At 67.7% G+C, this 15471-nt stretch carries 17 protein-coding genes and 2 tRNA genes; 13 read left to right on the top strand and 6 right to left on the bottom strand.

The window, feature by feature from the left end; genetic code table 11:
- Window positions 1-29: 29 nt before the first annotated feature.
- The 8 genes from gyrA (at window position 30) to ACLJQ7_RS06940 (ending at window position 7284) form a co-directional block, all read left to right on the top strand.
- Window positions 30-3818, top strand: a complete 3789-nt coding sequence (gene gyrA / locus ACLJQ7_RS06975) for an intein-containing DNA gyrase subunit A (protein WP_410647313.1) — start codon at window positions 30-32, stop codon at window positions 3816-3818.
- Between the two features lie 36 nt (window positions 3819-3854).
- A complete protein-coding gene (locus tag ACLJQ7_RS06970) occupies window positions 3855-4541 on the top strand; it encodes a DUF3566 domain-containing protein (RefSeq protein ID WP_410647312.1) in 687 nt (228 codons plus the stop codon).
- A 47-nt stretch (window positions 4542-4588) separates the two neighbouring features.
- Window positions 4589-4662: transfer RNA gene (locus ACLJQ7_RS06965), tRNA-Ile, on the top strand.
- 160 nt (window positions 4663-4822) lie between these two features.
- The gene (locus tag ACLJQ7_RS06960; protein WP_410647311.1) at window positions 4823-5011 is read left to right on the top strand and encodes a DLW-39 family protein; all 189 of its coding nucleotides are present in this window, start codon (window positions 4823-4825) and stop codon (window positions 5009-5011) included.
- A 34-nt stretch (window positions 5012-5045) separates the two neighbouring features.
- Window positions 5046-5118, top strand: a tRNA-Ala gene (locus ACLJQ7_RS06955).
- Window positions 5119-5367: 249 nt separating this feature from the next.
- Window positions 5368-5739, top strand: a complete 372-nt coding sequence (locus ACLJQ7_RS06950) for a hypothetical protein (protein ID WP_410647310.1) — start codon at window positions 5368-5370, stop codon at window positions 5737-5739.
- 4 nt (window positions 5740-5743) lie between these two features.
- Entirely contained in the window at window positions 5744-6778 is a 1035-nt protein-coding gene (locus tag ACLJQ7_RS06945) for a hypothetical protein (protein WP_410647309.1), read from the top strand.
- A gap of 2 nt (window positions 6779-6780) precedes the next feature.
- The gene (locus tag ACLJQ7_RS06940) at window positions 6781-7284 is read left to right on the top strand and encodes a YbaB/EbfC family nucleoid-associated protein (protein ID WP_410647308.1); all 504 of its coding nucleotides are present in this window, start codon (window positions 6781-6783) and stop codon (window positions 7282-7284) included.
- Window positions 7285-7336: 52 nt separating this feature from the next.
- On the opposite strand, the gene ACLJQ7_RS06935 is transcribed toward ACLJQ7_RS06940, so the two are convergent.
- Window positions 7337-7735: a hypothetical protein gene (locus tag ACLJQ7_RS06935; RefSeq protein WP_410647307.1), complete on the bottom strand. Its 399-nt coding sequence runs from the start codon at window positions 7733-7735 to the stop codon at window positions 7337-7339.
- A 60-nt stretch (window positions 7736-7795) separates the two neighbouring features.
- On the bottom strand, window positions 7796-8647 hold the full coding sequence (locus ACLJQ7_RS06930) for an ADP-ribosylglycohydrolase family protein (protein ID WP_410647306.1): 852 nt from the start codon (window positions 8645-8647) through the stop codon (window positions 7796-7798).
- Between the two features lie 53 nt (window positions 8648-8700).
- Here ACLJQ7_RS06930 and ACLJQ7_RS06925 point away from each other — a divergent pair, with 53 nt between their 5' ends.
- Complete coding sequence (locus ACLJQ7_RS06925) at window positions 8701-9894, top strand: DNA glycosylase AlkZ-like family protein (RefSeq protein ID WP_410647305.1); 1194 nt, start codon at window positions 8701-8703, stop codon at window positions 9892-9894.
- On the opposite strand, the gene ACLJQ7_RS06920 is transcribed toward ACLJQ7_RS06925, so the two are convergent.
- The 3 genes from ACLJQ7_RS06920 to ACLJQ7_RS06910 form a co-directional block, all read right to left on the bottom strand.
- Complete coding sequence (locus ACLJQ7_RS06920; RefSeq protein ID WP_410647304.1) at window positions 9875-11152, bottom strand: M14 family metallopeptidase; 1278 nt, start codon at window positions 11150-11152, stop codon at window positions 9875-9877. The genes ACLJQ7_RS06925 and ACLJQ7_RS06920 overlap by 20 nt on opposite strands.
- A gap of 93 nt (window positions 11153-11245) precedes the next feature.
- A complete protein-coding gene (locus tag ACLJQ7_RS06915; protein WP_410647303.1) occupies window positions 11246-11887 on the bottom strand; it encodes a pyridoxal 5'-phosphate synthase in 642 nt (213 codons plus the stop codon).
- Window positions 11887-12609, bottom strand: coding sequence for a hypothetical protein (locus tag ACLJQ7_RS06910; RefSeq protein ID WP_410647302.1), 723 nt, complete (start codon window positions 12607-12609; stop codon window positions 11887-11889). Before ACLJQ7_RS06910 ends, ACLJQ7_RS06915 begins: the two co-directional genes overlap by 1 nt.
- A gap of 73 nt (window positions 12610-12682) precedes the next feature.
- Here ACLJQ7_RS06910 and ACLJQ7_RS06905 point away from each other — a divergent pair, with 73 nt between their 5' ends.
- The 4 genes from ACLJQ7_RS06905 (at window position 12683) to ACLJQ7_RS06890 (ending at window position 14589) form a co-directional block, all read left to right on the top strand.
- Window positions 12683-13207: a DUF2020 domain-containing protein gene (locus ACLJQ7_RS06905; RefSeq protein WP_410647301.1), complete on the top strand. Its 525-nt coding sequence runs from the start codon at window positions 12683-12685 to the stop codon at window positions 13205-13207.
- Between the two features lie 168 nt (window positions 13208-13375).
- Window positions 13376-13828, top strand: coding sequence for a DUF6918 family protein (locus tag ACLJQ7_RS06900; protein WP_125679324.1), 453 nt, complete (start codon window positions 13376-13378; stop codon window positions 13826-13828).
- A 162-nt stretch (window positions 13829-13990) separates the two neighbouring features.
- Window positions 13991-14380, top strand: coding sequence for a nuclear transport factor 2 family protein (locus ACLJQ7_RS06895; RefSeq protein ID WP_410647300.1), 390 nt, complete (start codon window positions 13991-13993; stop codon window positions 14378-14380).
- Entirely contained in the window at window positions 14377-14589 is a 213-nt protein-coding gene (locus ACLJQ7_RS06890) for a heavy-metal-associated domain-containing protein (RefSeq protein ID WP_410647299.1), read from the top strand. Before ACLJQ7_RS06895 ends, ACLJQ7_RS06890 begins: the two co-directional genes overlap by 4 nt.
- A gap of 67 nt (window positions 14590-14656) precedes the next feature.
- Here ACLJQ7_RS06890 and ACLJQ7_RS06885 read toward each other — a convergent pair whose 3' ends face one another.
- Window positions 14657-15394, bottom strand: coding sequence for a hypothetical protein (locus tag ACLJQ7_RS06885; RefSeq protein ID WP_410647298.1), 738 nt, complete (start codon window positions 15392-15394; stop codon window positions 14657-14659).
- Window positions 15395-15471 lie beyond the last annotated feature (77 nt).

Raw genomic sequence — 15471 nt, 5'->3', positions numbered from 1 at the left:
CCTAGGACTGCTCCCACGAGAAGGACCTCATGACGGAAACCTTGCCGCCGGCTCCGGACCACGACCGGATCGAACCGGTCGACATCCAGCAGGAGATGCAGCGCTCCTACATCGACTACGCGATGAGCGTCATCGTGTCGCGGGCGCTGCCGGACGTGCGGGACGGCCTCAAGCCGGTGCACCGCCGCGTGCTGTACTCGATGTTCGACTCGGGCTTCCGCCCCGACCGCGGGTACAACAAGTGCTCCCGCGTCGTCGGCGACGTGATGGGCAACTACCACCCGCACGGTGACTCCGCGATCTACGACGCGCTGGTGCGGCTCGCCCAGCCGTGGGCGCTGCGGTATCCGCTGATCGACGGACAGGGCAACTTCGGTTCCCCGGGCAACGACCCCGCCGCCGCCATGCGGTACTGCTTGGTCGGTGACTCGCGGGTCAAGCTCGCTGATGGCTCGACGGTCCGGATCGGCGAAATCGTGCCGGACGCCGAGCCGAACAGCGACAACCCGATCGATCTCAAGGTGCTGGACCGCAATGGCGATCCAGTGCGGGCCGAGATGCTGTTCCATTCCGGCGAGCACCCGACGTTGAAGCTCGCGACCCGCGAGGGTTACGAGCTGACCGGCACGCACAACCACCCGGTGCTCTGCCTGATGAACGTGCTCGGCGTGCCGACGCTGATGTGGAAGCTCCTCGAGGAGATCCAGCCGGGCGATCGAGTGGTCATGCAGCGCACCGACGCGCCCGCGGACGGCGTCACCGACGTCCGCAAGTGGGTCGAAGGCCTGCTGGCCGGTGCGTTCGTCGCCGAAGGCTTCGTGTCGGAAGACCGCGCAGGCTTCAACAACGTCGACGAAGCGTTCTTCAATTACGTCCGCGACGCGTATGACCATGTCGTCGGCGGGCGTCGTCATGTCTCGCATCGCCGTATCGCGTCGGGTTCTGTGCTGCACGAACTCGATGTCCAGAATCTGGCCGAGCTGCGCGACAGCGTTCTCGGTGAGATGGTCGGCCTTCGGAGTGCGGACAAGCGCGTGCCGGAGTTCGTCTGGGCGGCAGGCCGCACCGTCAAGCAGGCCTTCCTGGTCGGCCTGTTCACCGGCGACGGGTCCTGCTCGGTACTGCCCCGCGACACGGTGCAGATCTCGTATTCCACCTACAGCAAGCAGCTCGCGGCCGAAGTGCAGCAGTTGTTGCTCGAGTTCGGCATCGTTTCGCGGCTGACCGGCTACGAGAACGGCGAGTTCAAGGTTTACCTCGGCAACCGGCGCGACGCGCGGCTGTTCGCCACCCGGATCGGTTTCCACAGCGCCAAGCAGCAGAAGCTCGAAGCCATCTTGGACGGTATCCCCGTGGATTCGCGGGCGATGTCCTCGGACCACGTTCCGTTCGTCGGCGACTACATCCGGGCGAACGGCGCGGATCGCTGGACCGAAAAGGACTGGCTGCGGCGTCACAACGTCGACAGGATCGCGCGCTGGGAGGCCCACCGCGACGAGATCAGTGAGCACATCACCAATTCCGAGGTACTCACGGTCGTCGAGCCCTTGGTGGACGGACGGTTCTACTACGCCGAGGTCAAGTCGATCACCGACGCCGGCGTGCAGCCGGTGTACAGCATCCGGGTCGACACGGATGACCACGCCTTCATCGCCGACGGCTTCGTCAGTCACAACACCGAGTCCCGGCTGGCGCATCTCGCGATGCACATGCTGCAGGACATCGAAGAAGACACCGTCGACTTCTCCGACAACTACGACGGCCGCACCCAGGAGCCCGACGTTCTGCCGTCGCGGTTCCCGAACCTGCTGGTCAACGGCGGTTCCGGGATCGCGGTCGGGATGGCGACCAACATCCCGCCGCACAACCTGCGCGAGGTCGCCGACGGCGTCAAATGGGCGCTGGAGAACTTCGAGGCCGGCGACGACGAGCTGCTCGCCGCGCTGCTGGTCCGGATCAAGGGCCCGGACTTCCCGACCAGGGCGATGATCCTCGGCAACTCCGGCATCGAGGACGCGTACCGCACCGGCCGCGGCTCCGTGCGCATGCGCGCGGTCGTCGAGGTCGAAGAGGACGCCAAGGGCCGCACGATCCTGGTGGTTTCCGAACTGCCGTACCAGGTCAACCCGGACAACCTGGTGGAGAACATCGCGAACCTCGTCCGCGACGGCAAGCTCACCGGCATCTCCGACATCGCCGACGAGTCCAACAGCCGCAGCGGGATGCGGATCGTCGTCACGATCAAACGTGACGCGGTCGCGAAGGTCGTGTTGAACAACCTGTTCAAGCACACCCAGCTGCAGCAGAACTTCGGTGTCAACATGCTGGCGCTGGTCGACGGCGTGCCCCGCACGCTGCGGCTGGACCAGATGATCCGGCACTACGTGAAGCACCAGATCGACGTCATCGTCCGCCGGACCCGGTACCGGTTGCGCAAGGCCGAGGAACGCGCCCACATCCTGCGTGGTCTGGTCAAGGCGCTGGACATGCTCGACGAGGTCATCGCCCTCATCCGGCGCTCGCCCTCGGCCGAAGAGGCCCGGCCCGCCCTGATGAGCCTGCTCGACGTCGACGAGATCCAGGCGACCGCGATCCTCGACATGCAGCTCCGCCGCCTCGCGGCACTGGAGCGGCAGCGGATCGTCGACACCCTGGCCGAGATCGAGCTAGAGATCGCCGACCTCAAGGACATCCTCGAGAAGCCCGAGCGGCAGCGCTCGATCATCGCCGAGGAACTGCAGGAGATCGTCGACAAGTACGGCGACGACCGGCGCACCAAGATCATCCCGTTCGACGGCGAGGTCTCGGTCGAAGACCTCATCGCGGTCGAGGACGTCGTCGTCACCATCACCCGCACGGGTTACGCCAAGCGGACGAAAACCGATTTGTACCGCTCGCAGAAACGCGGCGGCAAGGGCGTCCAGGGCGCGACCCTCAAACAGGACGACATCGTCCAGCACTTCTTCGTCTGCTCGACGCACGACTGGATCCTGTTCTTCACGAACAAGGGCCGCGTGTATCGGGCCAAGGCCTACGACCTGCCCGAGGCCAACCGCAACGCGCGCGGCCAGCACGTCGCGAACCTGCTCGCCTTCCAGCCCGACGAGAAGATCGCCCAGGTCATCGAGATCCCGAACTACGAGGTCGCCCCGTACCTCGTGCTCGCGACCCGCCGCGGCCTGGTGAAGAAGACCAAGCTCACCGACTTCGACTCCAACCGCGCCGGCGGCCTGATCGCCGTCAACCTGCGCGAAGGCGACGAACTGGTCGGCGCGGTCCTCGCGGCCGCCGAGGACGACCTGCTCCTCGTGTCCGCGGAAGGTCAGTCGATCCGTTTCCACGCCACCGACGAAGCCCTGCGTCCGATGGGCCGCGCGACGTCCGGTGTGCTGGGCATGCGGTTCAACGACGGCGACGAACTGCTCGGCATCAACGTCGTCCAGCCGGACCGGTTCCTCCTCGTCGCCACCGCCGGCGGTTACGCCAAGCGCACCCCGACCGAGGACTATCCGGTGCAGGGCCGCGGCGGCAAGGGCGTGCTCACCATTCAGTACGACCAGAAACGTGGCAGGCTGGTGGGCGCGGTCATCGTCGACGCCGAAGACGAGCTCTACGCGATCACCTCCAGCGGCGGGGTGATCCGGACTTCGGCCGGGCAGGTGCGCAAGGCAGGCAGGCAGACGAAGGGAGTGCGGCTGATGAATCTCGACGAAGGAACCACTCTTCTCGCGGTCGCACGCAACGCGGACGAGCCCTCAGACGTCGCCATTGCAGGTAGTACTGAAGGAGAAGAAACCCCGGCGTCGGAGCAGGAGTAGACGACGCCCCACGTACTGGGTAAGGACTGACACCTCGTGACACCATCCGAGAAGCCCGAAGCAGGCGGCGCGCAGGCGGGTTCGTCGAGCCCGCCCTGGCAGCGCGACAGCGGCGCCGGGGAGCCCGAAGGCTCGAGCGAGCAGACGGTCTCGGTGTCTTCGGTCGCCACCGAAGACGTGGCCAACTCGGACCCGAAGCGGGACGCGACGACCGTGACCGACTATCACGGTGTCAGCGGCACGGCCGCGAAGAGGCTTTTCGGCGACAGCGGAGAGGGCGACCCCGCCTCCTCCGCCATCCCGTCGGCCTCCCGCACCCGTGCCGCGCCCACCGCTCTCCGCCGCCCCGGCCGCGGACCGCGTCGCGCCAGCCTGCAGATCAAACGCTTCGACCCCTGGTCGGTGCTGAAACTGTCCCTCGTCCTCGGCGTCGCGCTGTTCTTCGTGTGGCTCGTCGCCGTCGGCGTCCTGTACACCGTCCTCGACGGCATGGGCGTGTGGGACAAACTCAACGGGACCTACTCGTCGCTCGTCGGCGGCGAAGGGGCCGACGCGCCGGCCGACCCGTTGATCAGTGCCGGCCGTGTCTTCGGGATCGCGGCCATCCTCGGCGCCATCAACATCGTGCTGATCTCGGCGCTGGCGACCGTCAGCGCCTTCATCTACAACGTCTCCGCCGACCTCGCCGGAGGCCTGGAAGTGACCCTTTCCGAACGAGAGTGACCCGGTTGCAGGACGCCGAAAGGCGTCCTGTAATCTTCTCCTCGTTCGGGCCCATAGCTCAGGCGGTTAGAGCGCTTCGCTGATAACGAAGAGGTCCCAGGTTCAAGTCCTGGTGGGCCCACTCCGAAAGCCGGTTCGCGATTCTCGCGGGTCGGCTTTTCTGTTGCCCGGGCCGTACTCCTCGGTTCCACGTGGAACGTCGGGCACCAGGCGTCCGGAGATCGGCGTGCAGTAGCATCGGTGGGTAAGCGGAGCAACTCGGCGGAAAGAGGGGGCTTCTGATGAAGAAGCTGTTGGCACTCGCGGTCATCGCGGGCGGCGTGCTGTTCGTGGTCAAGCGCAACAAGGCCGCCAAGGCCGAGGCCGACCTCTGGCGTGAGGCCACCGCTCCCACCGAGCGTCCGCTGGGCTCCGCCTCCACGAACGGAAGCGCTCCGGCCAAGGCCGCGGACGCGTCCCGCAACAACTGATTTCGGCGCAGGCGGTTATGATCGCCTGCGATCCGGGGCTGTAGCTCAATTGGTAGAGCACCGCCTTTGCAAGGCGGGGGTCAGGGGTTCGATTCCCCTCAGCTCCACGTATGGATGGCCCGTGCCCGCGGAGGGCGCGGGCCTTTTACGTTCCGCGATCACATCGGGGGTTGCAACCCCCGAACCCCGCCCGGCGGGCTTCGCCCCCGGGACCCCCTCTCGCGTTCGGTCGCGTGGGTCTTCTGCGTTCTGGTTGCCGTTGGTGATGTTCGTCACCGTACGCGGATGACAAAGTCTCGCGTCCAGCCAAGTCAACGCTGCTTACATGGGGGTGAAATCCGGACAGCGAGGTGAACATGGTCAGTTTCGAAACCGACCTCGACGATCTCAGGTTGTCGAGTAAGGAACTGCAGAAGGCGGCGGACATAGTCAGTACCGCCCACACCGGTGTGCGAGGGCAAGACGTGCCCGCGCCCGACCCGGTCACGGGAGGCCTTCTCCCCGGTCTTTTCGCGCCGGACACCGCGTTCGGGAAAAGCCTGGGCATGCGCGGGGTTTCGGCGGCCTACGAGGAACACCGCCAGGCCGTTGAGAAGATGCTCGCGAGGCTGCACGGCAGCACGCAGGACGCCTCCCGCGCTTTGGAGCGGGTCGCCGAACTGTACGAATCCGTGGACGAGGACAACAAGCAGCGAATGAACCGCGCGGCATACGGGAACCAGGGGTAGCGGCGTGGACGGGTACTTCAACGCACTGGACGCGGAGACCACCGCCGAAGGCGACCGCAACAGCGAACTCCTCGAGGGGATCTCCCACGATCTCACCGCGGGTGCCGAAAAGGCCTTCGCGGCGGTGGATCTCCTTTTCACGGACTGGCTCATCGGCAGTGACGTGGACTTGAGCGGCGGTCGCAAGGAACAGGTCCGCGACTTCTTCCTCGAATTCTCCGAGGCGGAGCTCGTCGGCGAGAACAGCCTGCAGACCATGATCGAGGCCTACGAAGGCCTTTGGAACGCTTTCCAGGACACGAAAGCGCCGCTCGACCGGTCTTTGGTCCTGCTGCTCAAGTGGCGTGGTGAAGGCGCCGAGACCGCCAAGAGCTACATCCAGGGTCTCGTGAACACCTACGCTCGGGTCGGCACCAAACTCACCGTGCTGGAAGCCGACATCGTGGCCGCGCGGGACGCCATCGCGACCGCACGGGCCGACCTGAGCACGCTCGCCGCTTCCTTCCTGACCGCCGCGGAGAAGTACCAGGACGACCAGGAACGGCAGGACGAATCCGCCTTGCAGAAGGCACTGGCCGCGACCTTCGCCGCCGCTGTCACCGCGCTGCTCGTGGCGGCCGTGCCACCGGCGGGTGGTCTCACCGCGGCGGCGTTCTTCACCACCGCGAACGGGGTGCAGGTCGCCGGCGCCGCGGCCGGGGCCGGGCTCGCCACGGCGGCCACCGTGCAGGCCGAAATCGTCGGGGACAGCCCCGAAATGATCTACAACAGCTTCCACGACGGTGTGGTCAACATCAGGGAAAGCATGTTCCGCGCGGCGGAGTCGCTGGTCTCGAAGATCAACACCGAGATCAACAACCTGCCGATCATTCCCGAGCCGCCGGACGTCAGCCCCGGTGAGACCTTCGATCCCGGCAACTTCGAAACGGAGAACACCGACAAGGGAACGGAAAAGCGGGTCCGGGACAAGAACGTCGACATCTCGAACGACGGCAAGTTCCAGGAACCGCCGCGGGAGCTGTCACCCCTCAAGGAGTGAGCGTGGCCGACAAACCGGCACCCAAGAAACCGGGTCACGACCGGAAAGCGATGCTCGAGGCGCTGGCCTCCCTCTCGGTGGACGCGTCCTCGCCGGACGGTGCCGTTTCCGTTTCGGTCAACACCGACGGCGTGATGACGCGGCTCAGAGTGGGGGAAGCCGCGTCGCGGATGTCGCCCGCCGAGATCGCGGACACCGTCATGCGGACGTACCAGGAAGCACAGCAGGGATCCGCGAAACGCAGTGCGGAACTGATGGCGCCGATCGGCAACGCCGGTTACCTCACCGACCGGCTCCGCTGGCGGCTCGGGTTCACCCCTTCGTTCCAACAGTCCGGGGAGACTGTCGCGCCGGTCTCGCGCCGACCGCCCGCGAGTACCGAGAACGTGGTGCTCAAGGACCGTTCGGAAGAACCGTCCGGGCCCGCCGAGGACGAACTGCCCGAACCGGCGGAATCCGACGATCAGTACTACGAGCAAGGTCTGCGCTACCGGCCCTCCTGGTAGACGGCTTGCCCTCAAGCGTGCTTCAGCGTGCACGCTGGCCCGGCGGCGGAGATCATCCGCCGCCGGACTGGAGGCTGACGCCCGCCCCTCCGGTGGCCAGGTTCGCGCCGACGACTATCGCTGCCATACCGCCCGCGACGGCGTAAGCGAGCCTCCTCGGTCGCAGCGTTCCGAGCACGAACAGTGGCACGAGACCGGCGAACAACACCGGACCGTCGGGATAGCCGAACCCCAGGTAGAGCAGCAGCGCAAACGCTTCCGTCCCGGCCGCGGCCACCGGGAACCGCCACGCGACGGCGAGCGTGAGGCAAGCGAGCGCGACGACGGCGAAGCCGAACGCGTCGACCGGGGGTTCCCCCTGCCCGGGCTCGAGATTCGCCGTGCCGACGACGAGCAGCGCGCTCACCGCGAGCCAACCGGCGATGGCTCCGCCCCTGATCAGCCACTTCACCCGCCCAGTCTGCCGAAACCGGCAGTCGAGCGCGTCCGCGTTCCGTGGAGCCCGCCTACGTCAGATGTGCAGCAGCCGCTCGTCGAGCGCCGCCAGATAGTCGCGGCCGAACTCGCCGTTCTCCAGGTCGCGCCACAGCACCGGCGGCAGATCCTGTGCCACTTCGGGCGAGCGTGACGCGGCGGCCAGCGCGATCGTCGCGACGGTGTCGACGTCGCCGGTGAGCGCGACGGCGGAGTGGAGCATTCCGCTCAGGCTCCGGCCGGTCGCGAGGGCGGTCAGCGCGGCGCGCACGCTCATCCACCCCTGCGGCCCGACCTTGCCCGACCACGGCCGCGCCCACCCGCCGTGCCCGACGTCTTCCGGAAGGATCCCGTCGATCCACCTCGCGACCTCGGAAAGCGGGCCCACCCGATGGTGGCAGTAGTGCACGGCCAGCGCGGCGGCCTGCGCCGCGGCGATCCCGGCCGGGGTGTCGTGGGTGATCCTGGCCTGCAGTTTCGCGTGGTAGAGGACGTCGTCGACGGTCGGCAGGAGCCCGATCGGCCCGGCGCGCATGGCCGCGCCGCTCTTGTCGCTTTGCGGCTGAAGCCGCCGTAGGAGTTCTTCACCGTCCCGGACCTCGCTGAGCAGCTGATGGAACCGCGGCGCGTAGCCGTCGTGAGGATCGCGGTGATACGCCCGCACGAACTGCTCGGCGAGCAGCAGTGGCGTCCATCGGCGTCCCGACACGAGCACTTCGGCGATCGCGATCGTCATCTGCGTGTCGTCGGTGTAGCGGCCTGCCGGGACCCCGAGCTGGCCGGGATGCGGAACGTAACCCGTCAGCTTGTTGTGCTCGGCCACGAAGCTCGGGTACGCGTGCTCGAAGGAGCCTCCGTACGCGTCGCCGATGGCCAGTTCGACCAGCATGGCGTAATCGTGCCAGGCTGCGGGGTGCCGCCCGATACCCATACCGTGGAGTCATGGCGACCGACAAACTGCGCGCGTGGTGGGCACATCGGCAGGGGCTCGACGGAACGCTGCGCGGATCCTCGGCGGCGGACGTGCTGGAGCGGACCGGCTGGATGCGCTCGGTCGGCGGATCGGCGCCCTACCTCGGGCTGTTCGCCAGAGCCGGCCTCGATCGCGAGACGGTCGACGCGGACGTCGCGCGGCTCGCCATCCACGAACTGCCTTCGGCGCGCGGCTGCACCTACGTCCTGCCGTCGGCGGATTTCGAACTCGGTCTGACCGTCGGCGCCGCGGCGCCCGCCGGTGAACTCGCGGCCGCGGAGAAATACCTCGGCGTCACGCAGGCCGAGATCGAGCAGTTGTGCGTCACCGTCGTCGATCTGCTCGACGGCGCCGCCGAACCGCTCGCCCCGGCCGCGATCAAGGACGCCGCCGGATCGGCGGTGCGCAATCTCGGGGAAGCGGGCCGCAAACGGGGCACCACCACGACGTTGCCGCTCGCGCTCGGCCTGCTCCAGGCCCGCGGCGACATCCGCCGGGTCCCGGTCAACGGACGGCTGGACCAGCAGCGCTACGGCTACGTCCGCTGGACGCCGTCCCCGCGCGGCGGACTGTCCGATATGGACACCGCACGGACCGAACTCGCCCGGCGGTACTTCTCGTGGGCGGCCCCGGCGTCGCTGAAGCATTTCCGCTGGTTCTCCGGTTTCACCGCGGCCAGTGCGAAGAAGATCGCGGAACAGCTGGAACTCGTGCCGCTCGACGGTACCGATCTCTTGATGCCCAAGGAGATCGTCGACGAGTTCGCCGCGTTCACCGTGCCGTCCGAGCCGTCGTACGCGCTGCTCGCCGGGATCGACGGCATCCACCTCCTGCACCGCGAGATGCCGCGGCTGCTCGCCGACGCCGACGTCGAACGCCCGGTGCCCGGAGGGCGCGCGGGGGAGACGCTGGGCGGGCAGGCCGATCCGCCGAGCCACGTCATCGTCGACAGGGGCCGCATCGCCGGCTTGTGGGAGTTCGACACCGAGACGGGCGAGATCGTCCACCGGTTCTTCGGCGACGAGGACGCCGCGCTGCGCGAGACGATCACGCGGACCGGGGAATTCGTCCGTGACCAACTGGGCGACGCCCGGAGCTTCAGCCTGGATACGCCGAAGAGCCGGGCGTCGCGAGTGGCCGATCTCAGGCTTTCGCCTCGTTGATCAGGATGTCGACCGCCTTGTCGTTGCGGGCGGTCTGCTCCGGGATCACCGAAGCGGGCGGATAGAAGCCGTCGATCCCGCCGTCCTTCGGGTACATCTCGAAGGTGTAGCTGAGGATCTTGTGCTTGCCCCACGCCCAGTCGTTGACGTCGCCGTCGGTGACGTACAGGTCGCTGGACTGCTCCGGCGTGTAGCCGTTGGTGGCGGCCATCTGCTTGCCGACGTCCGCGAAGCGTTTCGCGTCCTCTTCGCTCAAGCCCGTGTCGGTGTCGGCCTTCGTGTAGCCGTACGGCCAGAGCACCAGCTCCGAGAAGGTGTGGAAGTCGATGTGCGTCTTGATCTGCTGCGCGCCGCCGACCACGCGGGAGTCCACGAAGTCCGCGACCGCCTTGGTCTCCGGCTCGGAGAAGGCCGAGGGACCGTGGTAGTCCTCGGCGGACGGGCTGTTGCTCGACCCGCCGCAGCAGTTCCACTTGTAGTCCCAGTTGCGGTTCGGGTCGGTGCCGATCGCGCTGCTGCCCGGCACGGGCTTCCGCGTCTTGCGCCAGCCCTGGTACTCGCCGCCGGTGATGTCGTACTCGGAGCCGTCCGGGTTGACGTTCGGGATCACGTGGATCTCGTGCTCATCGACCATCTTCTTGATGGCGGCGTCGGTCGCGTAGCCGCTGGTGAACCGCTGCACGATCCGCAGGCACATCTCGGTGGTGAGGTGTTCGCGCGCGTGCTGGTTGCAGGTGAACAGGACCTCGGGCTCGTTCTCGTCCGTGCCCGCGTTGTCGCTGATCTTCAGCAGGTTCAGCTCACGGCCCTCGTGGGACTTGCCTACGCTGGACAGCGCCGCGATGTCACCGTGGTCCTTCGCGGCCTTCTGCAGCTCAGCGGTCGTTTCGGCGTAGGTGTGGTACGCCTCGTCGCCCGGCGGGAAGTCGCCCGCGACCGCCGCGGTGCCCGCGCGTTCGCTCCGCTGCTTGAGCATGCTGTCGAAGTCGCCGAGCGGCTTCAGACCGAAGCCGTTGGCGCGCAGGGCCGCGGCCTGCCCCGGCGTGGCGACGACGGTCAGCGCGCCGCCGCGCGAACCCGCGACGTCGACGCCGGTACGAGTGACCTCGGTGCGTTTTTCCGGCGTGGACGCGCCCTCCACCGAGTACAGCCCTCTCGCCGGGTCGCCGGTCTGGGCGCTCGCGACGGGCGTCGTGACGGCCAGCAGGGCGAGCCCTGTGGCGGCCAAGGCGCCCCCGATGCGACGGCGTGTGGACATTTCGCCTCCGAACGATCTGGGGACAAGGTGTCGTTCACCGTCACCGAAGTGGATCATCCACGACAACCGACGATCGTCGTTCCCAGTTACCGGTTACGGCCAGAGGCGTTCTTTGTGCCAGCTTCCGTTCTCGCGCCGGTAGCGGAGCCGCCTGTGCCGCCGGTCGTGGCTCGCCTGCCAGAACTCCACTTCGGACGGCGTCACCAGGTAGCGGGTCCAGGTTTCCGGTGCCACGCCGGGATTCTCCTGGACCCAGCGCTCGGCTTCCGCGGCCGCGCGGTCGAGATCGGCCGGATCTTCGAGCACCTGGGACTGCCTGCCGATGAACGCCTCCACCCGGGACGCCGGCGGCCGGGCGGTGAAATCGGCGGCGGACACCTCGGGATCGGCGACCGAGACCGGGCCCCGCAGGCGCACCTGACGGCCTCGTCCCGGCCAGAAGAAGGTCAGCGCGGCGAACGGATTCTTCGCCAGCTGCACACCTTTCGGGCTTTCGGAACTCGTCGCGACCGCCCAGGTGTCGCCGTCGACGTCCTTGAGGATCACGACCCGCGCGTCCGGCACCCCATCGGAGTCCACTGTGGACAAGGTGACGGCGTGCGGCGCCAGGACGTGTTCGCCCGCTTCGTCGAGCCATTCCAGGAACAGCTCGCGCGGGATCGCCGGTGCGGCCTCGGTGTCGAACTCCGGAAGTTCTTCGGGGAACGACGGGCGGCCGCGCAACGTGCAGTTCATCAGTACCCCGGCGGGCGCTGCGGCGGATAACCGGGCGCGGGCGGCGGATAGTGCGGCGGATGCTGCCCCGGCGGCGGACCCTGCGCGGGCGGCGGCCCGACCGGGTACTGCGGTGGCGGTGGCTGCTGCGGCTGCCAGCCGGGAGGCGGCTGCTGGCCAGGCGGCGGACCGGGCGGCGGCCCCGGCGGCATGGGTGGCTGCTGGCCCTGCGACTGCGCCCACTGCACCTGCTGATAGACCTCGGCGGGCTGCGGGAAACAGAACGTCAGCTTCGCGTTGACCGAACCCTGTACCGCCGCGCCCCACAGCTTCCCGCCGACGAACGCGTACATCTGCGCCGCGGAAACGTCGACGGCCACCATGCGGGTCTCGCCGCCGAACTGGTTGCCGGACTTCGCCGACGCGGCCTGCGCGGCGTCCGGGTACACGCGGTCGCCGATCAGCCCGGCGATGACCACCGAAGCGGCCGTCCAGCCGACGGTGCCCATCACGTTCGCGCGCGCGTGCTGCGTCGCCAGCCCGGTGAAGTCGTACAACGCGGGCGCGGTGATCTCCGGGATCGCCGCGGCGACCACGCAGTAGTTCATCGTCGACATCATCACGGACTCGGTGAACAGCCCGACGACCGCCGTACTCGGGCCGATCTGGACGGTGTTCAGCCTGCCCCCGCTGCGCTGGATGCGCTCTGCGACCGCACCCAGGTACTGCTCCTTGCTGAGCACTGACCCTCCCGAAGACTCCTCGCGCAGCGCCATCGTCGCACGAAAACGGCGATCTGCTTCACTGGACGCCACTATGCGACGTCTTCTGATCTTGCCGCTCGTCGTGCCGCTGCTGGCGGCCTGCGGGCCGACGGAACAGCCGCCGCCCGCGGCGAGTTCGCCCACGCCGTCGAGTGCCGCGGCGCCCAGCATCCCGCCCGCCCCGGAACCCACCGGCAAAGGCCCGTGCCCGTACCTCGGCACCGACTTCGTCTCGGACGCCAACGGGCAGAAGGTCTCCAAGGTCAAGACCTCGGCCGACCAGCCGCATCCGACGTGTTTCTTCTACGCGCTGAGCGGGAAACTGCAGCTCACCGTGCGCGTGTACGTCGGGGAGCCCGCCGTGGCCAAGGCGCTGGTGGACCAGGCCGCGCCCATCGACACCTCGAACCCGGCCGACGAACCGGCGGGCTGGAAGGGCGGCTACCAGCCCTCCGGGGAAGGCGCCGTTTACGCCGTCGCGAAGGGTGGGAACGCGGTTGTCGTGACCACCAACCAGAAGCAGAGCATCAAAGCACGTACGGTGGCGAAGGAGGCTATCGGTGAGCTGAAGCTCTAGGTAGTGGTATCCACACGTCAGAGTGAAGTTGATCTTGTACTACCCTGTGCCGCACGCGCGAGGTTTCGCGGGACCAGCGCGGGCGCCAGATCCGGCGGAGGCCGCCTTGCGGTGTGGCTCGGCGGCACAAAAGATCATTTCTCCCCATAAGACAAAAGGACAGGTTTCGTGGCTGACACCCTCAAGGAAATCTTGCTCGACTCCAGCCGTCGCCCGGCGGTCGTGAGCGACTTCGAAGGTCTCGTCGACGCCGAGGTCTCGGACAAGGGCGGCGTTTCGGGTGCCGTCGTGAAGACCGGCTTCGCCGCCGTCAAGAAGATCAAGCCGGGCATCATCCCCGCCGCCGTCGACACCCTGCTCGACGACTTCACCGGTGCGCTCGAGCCGTTCTACGGCGACTACAAGGCCAAGGGCGGCAACGACTTCGGCGCGTACCTGGTCGGACGCAGCGACGAGGCTTCGGACGCGCTCCTGTCGGTCACCGACTCGCGCGCCGAGAAGAGCAGCCGCGACAGCATCAAGAAGGTCTACTCGAAGCTGCGCCCGAACGGCAAGAAGAACGTCGAGGAGGCCCTTCCCCGCCTCGGCCAGCTGATCGACAAGCACGCCGCCAACGCGTGATCCGTTCAGCCCTGCGCTGAGCCGAAACACCGAAGGGGCGCCGTCCGCTCTCGACATCACGTCGGGAGCGGCGGCGCCCCTTCGTGATTCCCTTGTCAGAGCTCCTGCTCCACAGATATCTTACATCGTGTAAGAGTTAACTGAGGCGGCTTGGGGAGCACGATGACGCCCTTTCACGGCACCGATCCGAAGAAGTTCATCGCGGACTTCCACGAGTCCTTCCACGACGAACTGGTGAACAGCGACGAAGACGCGGACGTGATCGTCGACCGCTATCACACGCCGGACATCGTGCAGATCGCCGACGGGCACCGGATGGACCGGGACAAGCTCATCGCGCACACCCGCCCGGTCCGCAAGAACCGGCCGACCGGGCGGATGGAAGTACACGAAGCCGTGGCGGACGGGGACCGGATCGCCGCGCGGAGCACCCTGCACGTGACGAATCGCGGCAAGGGCCTCACGATGGAGGTCTACTTCTTCGGGGAGTTCACCGCCGACGGCCGGATGCGCCGGGGACACACGCTCACCCGCACCGTGCCGGCGACATGAGCGCGCGCACCTACGTCGTGCGCGGGATGGCCTGCGGGTACTGCGCGGGCTTCGTCACCGAGGAGATCGAGACCATCGCGGGGGTCACCGGCGTGGCCGTGGACGTCGAGGCCGGGACGGTGACCGTCACCAGCGAAGAGGTCCTTGACATCGCTGTCATCCGCGCCGCTGTCGAAGAAGCGGGCTACGAATTCGTCCCCGGAGCGTGAAAGGGCCGCCCAAGACCCGATGAGGATCCTGGGCGACCCTTCGCGACAAGCAGAAAAGGGTGAGGCGTCAGTTCTTCTTGTCGGCGGAACTGGCGTTCGAAGCCTGGTGCCCGTTCTTCGGAGCCGCGGGCTTCACCGCACCCGAACCTCCAGCCGCACCCGAACCCCCAGCCGGACCGGAAGCTGCGGGCTTCGCGGGCGCGGCAGGCTTCGCCGGTGCGGGTTTCGGCGCGGCCGCGGCCGGAGCCGCGGGCTTGGCCGGAGGAGCGGGCGGAGCCTTCGGCGGCGCGGGCGCCACCGGCGGCTCCTGCTTGGAACGCAACGCGTAGGCGGCACCGGCACCGACGACGGCGATACCGATCACCCACGGCCAGCGACGACGCTTGCGCGTCCCCTTGGCCGCAGACTTCGCCTCGACGATCGCGGCCCTGAAGTCCTTCTTCGCCGCCTTGAAGTCCTTCTTGCCCCGGCGCTTGGACTCGCCTGCGGACTTCGCGGCCAGGATGGCGGCCTTGCGCGCCTTGCGGCCCGGCTTCCGCATCTCGGAAATCCTGGCCAGCGCCTCCTTACGAGCCGCCTTCGAGCTGCGCTTGAGCTCCTTCCGGGTCAGTTCCGTCTTCTTCGCGAGCTTCTTGCGCGCGCGACGGCTGGTCTTAGCGATCTCACCGGCGCTCTCGGAGAGCTTCTGCTCGGCTACCTCTACGGCGTGGGCGGTGGCTTCCTTACCCGCCTCGACGGCACGTTTGCGCAGGCCGAGCGCGCCGGCCTTCGCCGACTCGCTCACCGAATCTGCGGCCCGGGTCATGGCCTTCACCTCATCAATCGTTTTGATTCTGCTTCGTTGCTTGTAACCTATCGTGCCCCTTTTCCCCAGATCTTGCC

The sequence above is a fragment of the Amycolatopsis sp. cmx-4-54 genome (genome assembly GCF_046548895.1).
Taxonomy (GTDB): domain Bacteria; phylum Actinomycetota; class Actinomycetes; order Mycobacteriales; family Pseudonocardiaceae; genus Amycolatopsis.
Note: the sequence above shows the minus strand (reverse complement) of the source record. Positions and strands in the feature narration are given on the sequence as shown.

Bases quoted from the DNA above. Each gene is read 5' to 3' on its own strand.
- ACLJQ7_RS06925 (WP_410647305.1), top strand. From the start codon at position 8,701: ATGGCGACCGACAAACTGCGCGCGTGGTGGGCACATCGGCAGGGGCTC.
- ACLJQ7_RS06930 (WP_410647306.1), bottom strand. From the start codon at position 8,647: ATGCTGGTCGAACTGGCCATCGGCGACGCGTACGGAGGCTCCTTCGAG.
- ACLJQ7_RS06915 (WP_410647303.1), bottom strand. From the start codon at position 11,887: ATGAACTGCACGTTGCGCGGCCGCCCGTCGTTCCCCGAAGAACTTCCG.
- ACLJQ7_RS06885 (WP_410647298.1), bottom strand. From the start codon at position 15,394: ATGACCCGGGCCGCAGATTCGGTGAGCGAGTCGGCGAAGGCCGGCGCG.
- ACLJQ7_RS06950 (WP_410647310.1), top strand. From the start codon at position 5,368: ATGGTCAGTTTCGAAACCGACCTCGACGATCTCAGGTTGTCGAGTAAG.
- gyrA (WP_410647313.1), top strand. From the start codon at position 30: ATGACGGAAACCTTGCCGCCGGCTCCGGACCACGACCGGATCGAACCG.
- ACLJQ7_RS06960 (WP_410647311.1), top strand. From the start codon at position 4,823: ATGAAGAAGCTGTTGGCACTCGCGGTCATCGCGGGCGGCGTGCTGTTC.
- ACLJQ7_RS06895 (WP_410647300.1), top strand. From the start codon at position 13,991: ATGACGCCCTTTCACGGCACCGATCCGAAGAAGTTCATCGCGGACTTC.
- ACLJQ7_RS06890 (WP_410647299.1), top strand. From the start codon at position 14,377: ATGAGCGCGCGCACCTACGTCGTGCGCGGGATGGCCTGCGGGTACTGC.
- ACLJQ7_RS06920 (WP_410647304.1), bottom strand. From the start codon at position 11,152: ATGTCCACACGCCGTCGCATCGGGGGCGCCTTGGCCGCCACAGGGCTC.
- ACLJQ7_RS06905 (WP_410647301.1), top strand. From the start codon at position 12,683: ATGCGACGTCTTCTGATCTTGCCGCTCGTCGTGCCGCTGCTGGCGGCC.